The following is a 13,990-nucleotide window of genomic DNA, read 5'->3' on the forward strand; positions in this document are numbered from 1 at the left end:
AAGTTTTTTTTATCTCTAATTTCTCATTACATTTGCGGTACTAAGTAATTGTAATGAGAAATTTTTTTTTGTTTTGCTTTTTAATAAGTTCAGTTAGTCTTTATTCACAAAGAGCTTTGAGTATGGGTGGTGGTGGAAAACGTGAAAGCGATACAACATCGACATTCAAAGATGATAAAAATTTCAAGACATCTACCTTTGACCAATACCGTATTATAACATTACAAAGAGACACAACCTATGTTGATACATCTTTAACCATAAAAAAAGAATACGAATACAATTACCTTCGTAAAGACATCTTTGGGTTATTACCTTTTTCTAACGAAGGACAAACCTATACAACGCTTGATTACGGATACAAAAAATATTCGTCATTTCCTGAAATAGGTTTCTCAGGAAAGCACTTCAATTACATGCAACCTAATGATATTAAATATTATTCTGTTGCAACACCAATAACCGAATTGTATTTTAAAACTACAATGGAGCAAGGACAATCTGTCGACGCTTTAATTGCAGTAAATACATCCGAAAGGTTCAATATCTCCGTTGCTTTTAGAGGTTTACGTTCTTTAGGGAAATATATAAATCAGCTATCAAGCACAGGAAATTTTCGTTTTACAACTAGTTATAATACTTTAAATAAAAGATATTATCTCAATTTTCATTTCACAGGACAAGATTTTCTAAACGGAGAAAACGGCGGAATTACAACGCTAGACCAATTTGAAATTGACGATCCCGATTTTGAAAACCGAGCGCGACTAGAAGTATATCTTCGTGATGCCAAATCGTTCATGAAAGGGAAACGATATTTCTTTAACCATAATTTCAGAATAAATTCCAAAGAAGCCCAAAACAACCTTTACTTGACGCATCAGTTCAACTACGAAACCAAATTTTTTGAGTACAATCAAAAAACACTTGCTTCAACAATTGGGCAAACACGAATTAATCGCTTTGGAGATTCTTATATTGGCGCAAACATAAATGACCATACTCGCTACAACCGAATGTACAATAAACTCGGAGCAATATATGAAAACAAAACACTAGGAAAATTTCAGTTCTTTGTCGAAGATTTCAGATATAACTATTTTTACAACAAAGTGTTAATCCTTGATTCAGGAACCGTTCCAAGTAAATTATCTGATGAAATCAACACCGTTGGCGCACAATATGAATACAGAAAAAACAAATGGAACGGAGTTTTCGCCTATTCCAACTCTATTTCAAATCAAGCATTGTCTAATTTTGATGCAAAACTAAACTACAAACTCAACGAGAAAAACGAGTTCCAGTTTCAGTACCAAATGCTTAATAAAATTCCTGATCACGTTTACAATCTCTACCAAAGCAGTTTTGTAAACTACAATTGGGCAAACGATTTCAACAACGAAAAAATAAATAATCTTCAAGCAATAGCTAAAACACAGTGGTTTACCGCATCATTAAAAGTAACGTCAATCAAAGATTATTTGTATTTCAGCAACGATGCAACTGATGTCCAGCAGCAAATAATTTCCCCAAAACAATACGACAAAACCATAAACTACCTTTCGGTAAACCTAAGTCGCGAGTTCAAATGGTGGAAATTAGCACTCGACAACACCATTTTGTACCAAGAAGTTGATCAAGAAAACAGCGTGTTAAACGTGCCAAAAATTACCACACGAAACTCACTATATTTTACTGATTATTTCTTTAAAAAAGCATTGTTTTTGCAAACTGGTTTCACGCTAAACTACTTTACCAAGTATTACATGAACGACTACAACCCAGTTGTGACCGAAGCTTTCGTACAAACCGATAGAAAAATTGGCGATTTCCCAATGGTCGATTTCTTCATCAACGCAAGAATTCGCCAAACCAGAATTTTCCTCAAAGCTGAGCATTTCAACACCATGTTTTCATCCGATAGAAAATACTACACTGCGCCAAATTATCCTTATCGCGACTTCATGATTCGCTTCGGATTAGTCTGGAATTTCTTCCAATAAATAAGGAACGAATCGGTAGAACTCATCAGTAAAAGTAATTCCTGCTTTTCGCGCTACACGGTAGCTCGCTTCAATCAGGGTTAAACGATAAACTATCCGAATTTTTGGAAACAATACAAATAGCATTACCTTTGTAAAGAAATAAAAGTCTATTATCTATAAGTCTATTATTTCTTTTCTCAAAATTTAAAAATGAAATACGCAAAAAACATACTTGAAACTATTGGAAATACACCATTAGTAAAACTTAACAAAGTTGTAGAAGGAATTGATGCCTTAGTCTTGGCAAAAGTAGAAACCTTCAATCCAGGAAATTCAGTAAAAGACCGAATGGCACTAAAAATGGTCGAAGATGCCGAAGCCGACGGAAGATTAAAGCCAGGCGGAACTATCATCGAAGGAACATCTGGAAACACCGGAATGGGGTTAGCATTAGCAGCCATCGTAAAAGGTTACAAATGTATTTTTGTAATCACCGACAAACAATCCAAAGAAAAAATGGACATACTTCGTGCCGTTGGCGCAAAAGTAATCGTTTGTCCAACCGATGTTGAACCAACAGATCCGCGTTCGTATTATTCCGTTTCAAAAAGATTAGGAACCGAAATTCCAAATTCTTGGTACGTAAATCAATACGACAATCCATCAAACGCAACAGCACATTACGAACAAACTGGTCCAGAAATTTGGGAACAAACCGAAGGTAAAGTTACACATTTTGTGGTTGGCGTTGGAACAGGTGGAACCATTTCTGGTGTTGCAAAATACCTAAAAGAAAAAAATCCAAACATCAAAATTTGGGGAATTGATACGTATGGTTCTGTTTTCAAAAAATACCACGAAACTGGAATTTTTGACGAAAACGAAATCTATTCATATATTACTGAAGGAATTGGAGAAGACATTCTTCCAAAAAACGTTGACTTTTCATTAATCGACGGATTTACAAAAGTAACCGATAAAGACGCAGCGGTTTATACTCGTAAAATTGCTCTTGAAGAAGGAATTTTTGTTGGGAATTCAGCTGGTTCATGCATCAAAGGTTTACATCAATTAAAAGAACATTTCAAGCCAGAAGATGTTGTTGTAGTTCTTTTTCACGATAGCGGAAGCCGTTATGTTGGTAAAATGTTCAACGACGATTGGATGCGCGAAAGAGGTTTCCTTGATGAAGAAATCACCAAAGCTGAAGACGTTATCAAAGATCACAAAGACAAGCCATTGGTAATCGTTCGCACGGAAGAATTAGTTTCGCATGCGATTGAGCGATTAAAAAAATATAATATTTCTCAAATTCCGGTTATTGATACAACAGGTTTTGTGGGAAGTATCGATGAAACCGATTTGTTCCGTAGTTATGTTGAAGATAAAAACATAGCCGAAAAACCAATCCGCGAAATTATGGGAAAACCTTATCCAATTGTAAACGCCAATGCGCCAATTGAAGAGATTTCAAAATTAATCAACAAAGACAATCAAGCGGTTTTAGTCGATTTAGGAAACGGTAAACATCATATCATTACCAAACACGATATCATTAGTTCGATAAAATAAACTTGAAAGAAAAAAACATCTATATCATTGCAGGTTGTAACGGAGCTGGAAAAACAACAGCTTCGTTTACTATTTTGCCCGAGATTTTAGATTGTAAAGAGTTTGTCAACGCCGACGAAATTGCCAAAGGACTTTCTCCATTTCAACCCGAAAAAGTAGCCTTTGAAGCCGGAAGAATTATGCTCGAAAGAATTGAAACGTTGTTAAAATCAAATGAAAATTTTGCCTTTGAAACAACTTTATCAACCAAAACATACAAGCAAAAATTAATTCAAGCCAAAACAAACGGATTTAAAGTAAAGTTACTTTTCTTTTGGTTGCCAACTATTGAAATGGCAATAAATAGAGTTGCGGTTAGAGTTTCTGAAGGTGGACATAATATTCCAACAGAAGTAATAGCAAGAAGATATTCTCGCGGAATTGAAAACTTATTCAAAATTTATATACCTTTGTGCGACAGTTGGATGCTTTTTGACAATGAAGAAAATCCCGAGATTATTGCTAAAGGATTGATTAATGAAGAGATTGAAGTATTTGATAATAACAAATGGAATCTAATTACTAATTTTTAGAATTAAAATATGAGTAAAAAAGATGTAAATAAGACAGATGATTTTCATAAAAAAGTTATGAAAGGATTGAAGTTATCTTATGAACGACTTATTCAAAGCAAAATCGAGAAAAACCAATCGGTTGTCATTATGCGCGATGGAAAAGTAATCACCGTTAAAGCTTCTGAACTACACAAACTATAATTCTTTTTTTATTTGGTGAAAATTAGTGAAATTCGTGTGAAATCATTCTCCAATCAAAACACCCGAAATATTCCACGAACTAAAACTCGTTCCTTCAGGCAAACCTTGTGGAATTTTGATTTGCATAACATGTGTTCCAGCTTCTAAATCACCCAAATCGATATAAATTGGAAACGTTACCATTCCAGGACACCAATTCGAACGGCTATAATCTGACGATGATAATCCATTTGGAAAATTCCCCGATGCTGGATTATACAATCGATACGAACCACAATCCTGTCGCCAAGGCGTGAAACTGAAAGTTTCTTTTCCATCTAAATAAACGGAATTCTTTTTCGGAACAAATTCATCGCCGTTTTCCCAACCACCATGACCAGTTGTAATATAACGTAGTTTGACGTTTTTCATTGGCTTATAAAGAGTGAAATTTACTTCAAGACCTTTTTCGTTATTAAACATAGTGCCATATTCTTGTCCAGCCATTTCCATTACGTTATTGGTACAAAATAGCGGAATAATTTCTTTCGCTTTAACCGAATTTTCTTCCGGATGAATAGTAATATTTGCCGAAACTTTGTGTCCGCCTTTGTCATAATTGCCAATGTTGATGCCAATCCAAACTTCTTTTTCACTCAACAAACTAGCCAAATCCGAAATATCCTGACGATATATCACTTTATCATGCCAATTTTTATCTTTTAACTCCAAATAATTATATTGCTTAACACCAAAAGGAGTGAAGAAACGCATCATTTCAATAATTGGATTGTAGTTTTTTGTAACAACAACACCTTGATAATCCTTTCCATTTCCATTAGAATAAATAGGTAGCGATTTCACACCATTTTGTAATCCGTTTAAAAAAGAGAGTTCTTTGTCGGTTGGAATGATAAAAAACGAACCCGTTCTGTCATAAGCATCGCCATTAGATTGTTCGGTTACATCAGCAAAAATTTGACTGCCTGATTTTATCGCTGGAAATTTTACTTTTCTAACAGCAATCGTTCCGTTGGCAAATCTCAAGATGGTATCATTTGATTTCGATTCGCTTGAAAAATTGATTATTTGTTCTTTGAAAACTTCAATTGTGGTAAATCGACTTTTCCAAACCAAATCTTTATACGTTAAAACGTCAACATTCTTTTTTGGAAGTGAAACCTCAGGAAAGCTTTTGATTTTTTCCACTTTGGTTGCAGCAATAACAAAATTTCCGTTGCGAACCATTTCGAGAACCAATCCAAGATTTTGTCCCAAAATAGTTGGCGCACCATTTACTTCCAAGTCTTCAGTGTACCAAAGTTCAATCGTGTTGGAATTGATAATGATTTTAGCTTTTTTGCAATGGTAACCTAATATTTTTTTGGTTTCTGATAAAAACTCAAAAGTTTGTTTTTTCAATGATGTGCTATCTTTTGTGGAAATAATTTCCCTTTCATTCAAATTAGTCATTTGCTGAAAAAAGTCATTGCTTCGGTTGATGAAAGTTTGCTCAAAAGGAAATTCACTTTTGTGATTTATTATTTTTTCTGAACTGATTAATGTATGATTACTGTTGGTAAAAACCCAAATAGCATCCTGATTTTCAATCAAATTTCCGTTTGAACTTCTTAAAAAAGTAATTTTATAGTTTTGAGATGTAACTACATTGAAAAAGATAAGAAAGAGAATTAGTATATTTTTTTTCATAGAAATTGTTTTTTGTTAAAGTGATTTTCTTACTTTAGTATTTTAGCTTTTTTACATGAAAGAAGATTTTCTCCATTATGTCTGGCAATATAAGAAGTTTGATTTTTCAAACCTAAAAACTTCTACTGGAGATTCACTCACCATCATAAATTCTGGGCAATATTTGCAACTTTCTGGACCTGATTTTTTTAATGCTCAAATTATTTTGAACGAACAAAAATGGGCTGGAAATATTGAAATTCATGTAAAATCGTCCGATTGGTATTTGCATCAGCATGAAAAAGATGCAAATTATGATAATGTAATTCTTCATGTCGTTTGGGAAAACGATGCGCCAATTTTTAGAAAAGATAATACTGAAATTCCAACATTGGAACTTAAAAAATATGTTTCAAAAGAAGTTTTGGAGAATTATTTAAAACTAAAAACAAAAAAAACGTGGATTTATTGTGAAAACGAAATTGCTTCTATTGATGATTTTTCATTTAACAGTTGGCAAGAACGTTTGTTTTTTGAACGATTGGAGCGAAAAGAAATTCCCATTTTGGAATTGCTAAAAGAAACCGAAAACGATTGGGAAGCTGTGTTGTTTTGTATGCTTGCTAAAAATTTTGGTTTGAATACTAATGGCGAAGCGTTTTTAAAAATGGCAAAGTCAATACCGTTTTCAGTGATTAGAAAAGAGAGTTTTGAAGTCGAAAATTTAGAAGCGTTATTGTTTGGAATGGCAAATTTAATTCCAACAGAAGCAGAGGAAAATTATACGAAAGACATCCAGAAAAGATTTGATTATTGTATTCAAAAACATCAGTTTCAAAAGAAAATAATTACGCCAGTTCAGTTTTTTAAACATCGACCTGATAATTTTCCAACCATTCGATTGGCACAATTAGCGATGTTATATCATGTGCAACAAAATTTATTTTCCAAGATAATTTCGGTTTCAAACATGGAAGATTTTTATCAACTGTTTAATGTTTCGGTTTCAAATTATTGGCAAACACATTATCAATTTGACAAAGAAAGTCCAAGGAAGAAAAAGTCATTTTCTAAGTCATTTATTGATTTGTTGGTGATCAATACAATTGTTCCTATTCAGTTTTCATTTGCAAAAAGCCAAGGAAAAGAAATCTCGGAAACAATTTTAGAAACGATGAATGCGGTTCATCCTGAAAAAAATAATGTCATCGAAAAGTTTGCTACCTTTGGCATTAAATCAAAAAATGCTTTTGAAACACAATCGCTTTTGCAATTAAAAAATGAATATTGCGATAAAAGTAAATGTTTAGAATGTGGAATAGGAATTCAACTTTTAAAAGGATGATTTTTTTATGTGGTAAAAAATAAAAAAAAATGTCACCAATACTAAAACTAAAATACTTCTTCGAAAAACACGGTTTTCACGTGTCGTCACGATTGGCAGATAAACTAGGAATGCGAGCTTCCAATGTTCGAATATTTTTTATATACATTTCATTTGTAACCGTTGGATTAGGATTTGGTGTCTATTTAACGCTAGCATTTTGGATACGATTAAAAGATTTAATTCGAGGAAAAAGAACATCGGTTTTTGATTTATGAATACAAATGAAACTTTCAAGCAATCGATATTAAGTTATTCCAAAAGTCAACGAATTGGAATAATTTTTTTATTTGCATTGATTTTTATTTGCCAAGGAATTTATTTTTTTAAAAATTTTAATTCCGTTGAAAACGCTCCAAAAGAAAAAGCACAATGGTTGTCCTATCAAAAAGAAATAGATAGCTTAAAAATTCTGAAATCCAATTTTAAACCAACCATTTATCCGTTTAATCCCAATTTTATAACCGATTTTAAAGGATACAAACTCGGAATGTCGGTAGCAGAAATCGATAGATTATTAGCTTTTCGAAAGCAAAATAAATTTGTCAATTCTGCCGAAGAATTTCAGCAAGTAACCAAAGTTTCAGATAGTTTGCTGAAAACCATTTCGCCTTATTTCAAATTTCCAGATTGGGTAAAAAATAAAAAAAGTTATACCAATTCATTTGAAAAAAAGGATTTTACCAAAGCAGAAAAGAAAATTTCCATAGATATCAATAAAGCTTCACAAGAAGATTTGATTAAAGTGTATGGAATTGGCGAAGGATTATCCAAAAGGATTTTGGAACAAAAAGAAAAATTAGGAGCATTCGTTAGTATGGAACAGATGAATGATATTTGGGGTTTATCGCCCGAAGTAATTGAAAATTTGAGCAAAAGTTTTCATGTTAACTCAACAAATTCAATAAAAAAGATAAATATTAACTCGGCTTCCATCAAAGAGTTATCTCAATTTCCTTTTTTTAAATACAATTTAGCCAAAGAAATAGTGACTTATAGAACTATGAATGGTGATATTAAAATTGAGGATTTAACAAAAATTAAAGGTTTTCCTGTTGAAAAATTAAAAATAATTGCCTTATATTTGGAATTCTAAAAAAATAGAACATAAAAGCGCATTATTTATATGAATTCATTATACTTTACCGAAGAGCACGAATTGTTCAGAGCAAGTTTACAAGACTTTTTGCAAAAAGAAGTTGTGCCTCACATTGAAAAATGGGAAAAAACAGGAACCATCGAGCGATTTATTTGGGAAAAATTTGGCGAAATGGGTTTTTTCGGAATTGCTTATCCAGAAGCTTACGGCGGATTAAATCTAGATTTATTTTACACTGTCGTTTTTCTTGAAGAACTTCAAAAAGTAAAATCATCTGGTTTTGCTGCAGCAATGTGGGCGCATTCCTATTTAGCAATGACGCATCTAAATGCCGAAGGCGACGAGCGAATTAAGCAAGAATATTTAACAGCAAGTATTTCAGGTAAAAAAATTGGAGCTTTGTGTATAACCGAACCTTTTGGCGGAAGCGACGTAGCGGGAATGAAAACAACCGCAATAAAAAAAGGTGATAAATATGTAATCAACGGTTCAAAAACATTCATTACCAATGGAGTTTATGCCGATTATTATGTAGTAGCAGCAAAAACAACTCCCGAACTTGGAAATAAAGGAATAAGTATCTTTTTAATGGATACCAATTTGAAAGGAATTACCGCAACTAAACTCGATAAATTAGGTTGGCGCGCTTCAGATACTGCCGAAATTTCTTTTGACAATGTTGAAATTCCATTAGAAAATCTAATGGGTGAAGAAGGAAAAGGATTTCCATATATCATGCAACATTTTGCTTTAGAACGATTAATCATGGCGATAAATGCACATGCAAGAGCTGAATATGCCATCGATTATACAATAAACTATATGTCCGAGCGCGAAGCATTTGGAACTACAATAAACAAATTTCAAGCACTAAGACATACAATGGTCGAACACGCCACCGATGTTGAACACTGTAAACTATTTAATTATGCAGCCGTTGCTCGATTAAACCAAGGCGAATATGTAGTTAAAGAAGCCACAATGGCAAAATTAAAATCTACAAAAGTTGCCGACGAAACCATTTATAGTTGCCTTCAAATGCTTGGAGGTTACGGTTATATGGAAGATTATCCACTAGCAAGATTATTAAGAGACAGTCGTCTTGGTCCAATTGGCGGCGGAACATCCGAAATCTTGAAAGAGATTTTATCCAAAATGATAATCGATAAACAAAATTATCAACCAGCAGTAAAAAAATAAATTCGAGAAGATAATAAGAAGCTTATCCAGCTATTCACTATTATCTTTTTTATAAAATTATGTTTTTCTAAACACAAAAAAAAGGAGCTTCCGTTGGTCGCTCTTTTTTTGTGAGAAAAACTATAATTTCATTAAAAAAGGATAACCGTTTCTATCTGGGCTAAAATATTTGTAAAAAATAGTTTCAAAACTAAAAAATAATAGTACTTTTGCAGCCTAAATGAGAGGAGGTGTCCAAATTATGTTGATTATACCAATTAAAGACGGAGAAAACATTGATAGAGCATTAAAGCGCTACAAGAGAAAATTCGATAAAACCGGAACTGTAAGACAACTTAGAGCGCGTCAAGCGTTTACTAAGCCATCAGTTGTTAGAAGAGCGCAAATTCAAAAAGCTCAATACATCCAAGGATTAAAGGATAGCTTAGAAAGCTAGTAGGTAGTTTTCTAAAAAATAATATAACCATCAGGTCAAAAGTTTTTATAACTTTGGGACTGATGGTTTTTTTATGGAAAAAATTAAAAAAAGCTTTACCGATTATCTTTTTTTGGAAAAAAAATATTCCAAACACACCGTCAATGCTTATATAACCGATTTGAATTCGTTTCATGATTTCATCAAAGAAGAATTTGAACAAGAAAATTTAGTAGAAGTAAATTATTCTTTAATACGATCATGGATAATTCTATTATCAGAAAACAATGCTGAAAATGTAACTATTAATCGTAAAATTTCTTCATTAAAAGCATTTTATAAGTTTCTTTTAAAAACAAAACAAATAGAAGTTAGTCCTTTATTAAAACATAAAGCACTAAAAACGCCTAAAAAAATTCAAATTCCATTTTCTGAAAAAGAATTGGATTTAGCTATAAATCAAATAAAATATCCTGAAGGATTTGATGGAATTAGAGACAAATTAATTATCGATTTGTTTTACACAACAGGAATTAGGCGAGCTGAATTAATAAATTTAAAAGTCTCTAGTGTTGATATTCAAAACGCTACCATAAAAGTCTTAGGAAAAAGAAATAAAGAGAGAATAATTCCGTTGTTGTCAGTTATAGTTGAAGAGATTAAAGGTTATCTTGAACAGAGAAACGCATTAGAAACAATTATAGATACAGAAAATCTTTTTTTAATGTTAAAAGGAGTTAAATTGAATGAAACATTTGTGTATCGAATAATAAATGATTACTTTAGTACTGTTTCAGAGAAAGTAAAAAAAAGTCCGCATATATTAAGACATACATTTGCGACACATTTGCTTAACAATGGAGCAGATATAAATTCAGTAAAAGAATTATTGGGACATTCAAGTTTGGCATCGACACAAGTTTATACACACAATAGTTTAGCAGAGTTAAAAAAAGTGTATAAAAATGCTCATCCTAGAAATAACAAGTAATTCTAAAATGTTTAATCAATAAAAATAATATTATGAAGGTAAATGTTCATGCAGTAAATTTTAATGTTGATAGAAAATTAGTAGATTTTATTAACGAAAGATTAGTAAAACTTGAAAAATATTATGATAAAGTTGTCTCGTCTGACGTTTTTTTGAAAGTAGAAAAAACTAGTGAGAAGGAAAATAAGGTTGTAGAGGTAAAAATTCACGTTCCTGGAGATGATTTTATGGTAAAAAAACAATGTAAAACTTTTGAAGAAGGAGTTGAATTAGCTTCTGAATCCTTAGAAAGATTGTTGGTAAAAAGAAAAGAAAAAGTAAGAGCACACATATAAGTAAAAAATTTTTCAAAAAATGTTTTGATTAATTGATAAAATCCATACATTTGCAGTCCGTTAGAAATAGCGGACTTTTTTTATTGAGTTTGCCGGTGTAGCTCAGCTGGCTAGAGCAGCTGATTTGTAATCAGCAGGTCGTGGGTTCGAGTCCCTCTATCGGCTCAGTTCTTTTTAGTATTGGAAAAAAAATAAAAATGGTTCGGGGAGATACTCAAGCGGCCAACGAGGGCGGACTGTAAATCCGCTGATTACATCTTCGCAGGTTCGAATCCTGCTCTCCCCACAATGAAAATTGGAATTTAGAAAATGAATTTAAAATTTCTGAAGTCTAACTTCTGAACTCACAAAAGCCGGTGTAGCTCAGGGGTAGAGTGCTTCCTTGGTAAGGAAGAGGTCACGGGTTCAATTCCCGTCATTGGCTCAAAATTGTAAAATTTGAACACTAATAAATAACTAAGATTAAAAATTAATTAAAATGGCAAAAGAAAATTTTAGTCGTACCAAGCCACACCTTAACATTGGTACGATTGGTCACGTTGACCACGGAAAAACTACATTAACTGCAGCTATTACTAAAGTATTATCTGACGCAGGATATTGTCAAGCGAAATCATTTGATCAAATTGATAACGCTCCAGAAGAAAAAGAAAGAGGTATTACTATTAATACTTCACACGTTGAGTATGAAACTGCTAACCGTCACTATGCGCACGTTGACTGTCCAGGTCACGCGGATTACGTTAAGAACATGGTTACTGGTGCTGCTCAAATGGACGGTGCTATCCTTGTAGTTGCTGCAACTGATGGTCCAATGCCACAAACACGTGAGCACATCCTTTTAGGTCGCCAGGTAGGTATTCCTAGAATTGTTGTATTTATGAACAAAGTAGATATGGTTGATGATGCTGAGCTTTTAGAGTTAGTTGAAATGGAAATCAGAGACTTATTGTCTTTCTACGAATATGATGGAGATAATGGTCCTGTTGTTCAAGGTTCTGCTTTAGGTGGATTGAATAACGATCCAAACTGGGTTCCAAAAATCATCGAATTAATGGAAGCAGTTGATAACTGGATTGAAGAGCCAGTTCGTGACGTTGCTAAACCATTCTTGATGCCAGTTGAAGATGTATTTACAATTACAGGTCGTGGAACTGTTGCTACAGGTCGTATCGAAACTGGAGTTGCTAATACTGGAGATCCTGTTGAAATCATCGGTATGGGTGCTGAAAAATTAACTTCTACAATTACTGGAGTTGAGATGTTTCGTAAAATCCTTGATAGAGGTGAAGCTGGAGATAACGTAGGTTTATTGTTGAGAGGTATTGATAAAGCTGATATCAAAAGAGGTATGGTTATTATTAAGCCAGGTTCAGTAAAACCACACAAAAAGTTTAAAGCTGAGGTATATATCTTGAAAAAAGAAGAAGGTGGACGTCATACTCCATTCCACAATAACTACCGTCCACAGTTCTACGTACGTACAACTGACGTAACAGGAGTTATTTCTTTGCCGGCAGGTGTAGAGATGGTAATGCCGGGTGATAACTTAACTATTGATGTTGAATTGTTAAGCCCAATTGCAATGAACGTAGGTTTACGTTTCGCTATCCGTGAAGGAGGTAGAACAGTTGGTGCTGGTCAGGTAACTGAAATTGTAGAGTAATCTATATAAATTATATAACCAGTAGATAATCGTTTGGTTGTCTACTGGTTTTTTAAAAAATAAATACGGGCGTAGTTCAAGGGTAGAATAGCGGTCTCCAAAACCGTTGATGGGGGTTCGAATCCCTCCGCCCGTGCAAATCTTAAAGACGATGACAAAAGTTGTTAATTATATATCAGAAGCATTTGAAGAACTTAAATCAAATGTGACATGGCCGGAATGGTCAGAAGTGCAGCGTTACACTATTATAGTAGCTGTTTTTTCTATTGTATTGGCTCTAGTTACATGGGGTGTTGATGAGTTTTTTGCAAAAGCTTTAGAGGGTTTTTTCAATTGGTTGAAACCTTAAATTAATATAAAGAATGGCTGATATTAATACAAAAAAGTGGTATGTAGTTAGGGCAGTAAGCGGTCAAGAGAATAAGGTTAAATCTTATATCGAGACTGAAATTGCAAGATTGGGTATGGCTGATTACATTTCACAAGTTCTTGTTCCTACTGAAAAAGTTGTTCAAGTTAGAGATGGTAAGAAAATTTCAAAAGATAAGGTTTACTTTCCTGGATATGTTATGATTGAGGCTAATCTTATGGGGGAAATACCACACATCATAAAATCGATAACTGGTGTTATTGGTTTTTTAGGTGAGGTTAAAGGAGGTGATCCTGTTCCTTTAAGATTGTCTGAAGTAAATAGAATGCTAGGGAAAGTTGATGAGTTGGCTGTTAATACGGATACTCAAAATATTCCTTATGTTGTTGGAGAAACAGTAAAAGTTATTGATGGTCCTTTTAATGGTTTCAATGGAACTATTGAGAAAATCAATGAAGAAAAGCGTAAACTTGAGGTAATGGTGAAAATTTTCGGTAGAAAAACACCACTTGAATTAAGTTTTATGCAAGTTGAAAAAGTATAATTTTTT

General features: G+C 33.1%; 15 protein-coding genes and 4 tRNA genes. 18 read left to right on the forward strand and 1 reads right to left on the reverse strand.

Annotation, left to right across the window (positions count from 1 at the left end):
* The first annotated feature begins 53 nt into the window (after nucleotides 1–53).
* The 4 genes from G6042_RS10035 (at nucleotide 54) to G6042_RS10050 (ending at nucleotide 4,312) form a co-directional block, all read left to right on the forward strand.
* On the forward strand, nucleotides 54–2,003 hold the full coding sequence (locus G6042_RS10035) for a putative porin (protein ID WP_169524299.1): 1,950 nt from the start codon (nucleotides 54–56) through the stop codon (nucleotides 2,001–2,003).
* Nucleotides 2,004–2,195: 192 nt separating this feature from the next.
* Nucleotides 2,196–3,557 (forward strand): pyridoxal-phosphate dependent enzyme, encoded by a 1,362-nt coding sequence (locus G6042_RS10040; RefSeq protein WP_169524300.1) that lies wholly within the window; start codon nucleotides 2,196–2,198, stop codon nucleotides 3,555–3,557.
* Nucleotides 3,558–3,559: 2 nt separating this feature from the next.
* On the forward strand, nucleotides 3,560–4,129 hold the full coding sequence (locus G6042_RS10045; RefSeq protein ID WP_169524301.1) for a zeta toxin family protein: 570 nt from the start codon (nucleotides 3,560–3,562) through the stop codon (nucleotides 4,127–4,129).
* Nucleotides 4,130–4,138: 9 nt separating this feature from the next.
* Nucleotides 4,139–4,312, forward strand: a complete 174-nt coding sequence (locus G6042_RS10050) for a hypothetical protein (protein ID WP_169524302.1) — start codon at nucleotides 4,139–4,141, stop codon at nucleotides 4,310–4,312.
* A gap of 42 nt (nucleotides 4,313–4,354) precedes the next feature.
* Here the strand turns inward: G6042_RS10050 and G6042_RS10055 are convergent, their stop codons facing one another.
* Nucleotides 4,355–6,001 carry a GLPGLI family protein gene (locus G6042_RS10055; protein WP_169524303.1) on the reverse strand — a complete coding sequence of 549 codons (1,647 nt, stop codon included), beginning with the start codon at nucleotides 5,999–6,001 and terminating at the stop codon, nucleotides 4,355–4,357.
* A gap of 55 nt (nucleotides 6,002–6,056) precedes the next feature.
* On the opposite strand from G6042_RS10055, the gene G6042_RS10060 reads away from it, so the two are divergent.
* From G6042_RS10060 to nusG, 14 genes are all read left to right on the forward strand, one after another.
* A complete protein-coding gene (locus G6042_RS10060; protein WP_169524304.1) occupies nucleotides 6,057–7,325 on the forward strand; it encodes a DUF2851 family protein in 1,269 nt (422 codons plus the stop codon).
* A 29-nt stretch (nucleotides 7,326–7,354) separates the two neighbouring features.
* The gene (locus tag G6042_RS10065) at nucleotides 7,355–7,582 is read left to right on the forward strand and encodes a PspC domain-containing protein (protein ID WP_169524305.1); all 228 of its coding nucleotides are present in this window, start codon (nucleotides 7,355–7,357) and stop codon (nucleotides 7,580–7,582) included.
* Nucleotides 7,579–8,460, forward strand: coding sequence for a helix-hairpin-helix domain-containing protein (locus G6042_RS10070; RefSeq protein WP_169524306.1), 882 nt, complete (start codon nucleotides 7,579–7,581; stop codon nucleotides 8,458–8,460). Before G6042_RS10065 ends, G6042_RS10070 begins: the two co-directional genes overlap by 4 nt.
* Before the next feature lie 30 nt (nucleotides 8,461–8,490).
* Complete coding sequence (locus G6042_RS10075; protein WP_169524307.1) at nucleotides 8,491–9,663, forward strand: acyl-CoA dehydrogenase family protein; 1,173 nt, start codon at nucleotides 8,491–8,493, stop codon at nucleotides 9,661–9,663.
* Nucleotides 9,664–9,904: 241 nt separating this feature from the next.
* Complete coding sequence (gene rpsU, locus G6042_RS10080) at nucleotides 9,905–10,099, forward strand: 30S ribosomal protein S21 (RefSeq protein ID WP_169524308.1); 195 nt, start codon at nucleotides 9,905–9,907, stop codon at nucleotides 10,097–10,099.
* A gap of 73 nt (nucleotides 10,100–10,172) precedes the next feature.
* On the forward strand, nucleotides 10,173–11,069 hold the full coding sequence (locus G6042_RS10085; protein ID WP_169524309.1) for a tyrosine-type recombinase/integrase: 897 nt from the start codon (nucleotides 10,173–10,175) through the stop codon (nucleotides 11,067–11,069).
* Between the two features lie 32 nt (nucleotides 11,070–11,101).
* Nucleotides 11,102–11,404 carry a ribosome hibernation-promoting factor, HPF/YfiA family gene (gene hpf / locus G6042_RS10090; protein ID WP_169524310.1) on the forward strand — a complete coding sequence of 101 codons (303 nt, stop codon included), beginning with the start codon at nucleotides 11,102–11,104 and terminating at the stop codon, nucleotides 11,402–11,404.
* A 91-nt stretch (nucleotides 11,405–11,495) separates the two neighbouring features.
* Nucleotides 11,496–11,569 (forward strand) — tRNA-Thr (locus G6042_RS10095).
* Nucleotides 11,570–11,608: 39 nt separating this feature from the next.
* Nucleotides 11,609–11,690, forward strand: a tRNA-Tyr gene (locus G6042_RS10100).
* A gap of 66 nt (nucleotides 11,691–11,756) precedes the next feature.
* A tRNA-Thr gene (locus G6042_RS10105) sits at nucleotides 11,757–11,828 on the forward strand.
* A gap of 54 nt (nucleotides 11,829–11,882) precedes the next feature.
* Entirely contained in the window at nucleotides 11,883–13,070 is a 1,188-nt protein-coding gene (tuf, locus tag G6042_RS10110) for an elongation factor Tu (protein ID WP_169524311.1), read from the forward strand.
* A gap of 65 nt (nucleotides 13,071–13,135) precedes the next feature.
* Nucleotides 13,136–13,206: transfer RNA gene (locus tag G6042_RS10115), tRNA-Trp, on the forward strand.
* A gap of 15 nt (nucleotides 13,207–13,221) precedes the next feature.
* The gene (gene secE, locus G6042_RS10120; protein WP_169524312.1) at nucleotides 13,222–13,419 is read left to right on the forward strand and encodes a preprotein translocase subunit SecE; all 198 of its coding nucleotides are present in this window, start codon (nucleotides 13,222–13,224) and stop codon (nucleotides 13,417–13,419) included.
* A 13-nt stretch (nucleotides 13,420–13,432) separates the two neighbouring features.
* On the forward strand, nucleotides 13,433–13,984 hold the full coding sequence (gene nusG, locus G6042_RS10125) for a transcription termination/antitermination protein NusG (RefSeq protein WP_169524313.1): 552 nt from the start codon (nucleotides 13,433–13,435) through the stop codon (nucleotides 13,982–13,984).
* The last annotated feature ends 6 nt before the right edge of the window (nucleotides 13,985–13,990 follow it).

The sequence above is a fragment of the Flavobacterium solisilvae genome, from assembly GCF_012911605.1.
GTDB classification, from domain to species: Bacteria; Bacteroidota; Bacteroidia; order Flavobacteriales; family Flavobacteriaceae; genus Flavobacterium; species Flavobacterium solisilvae.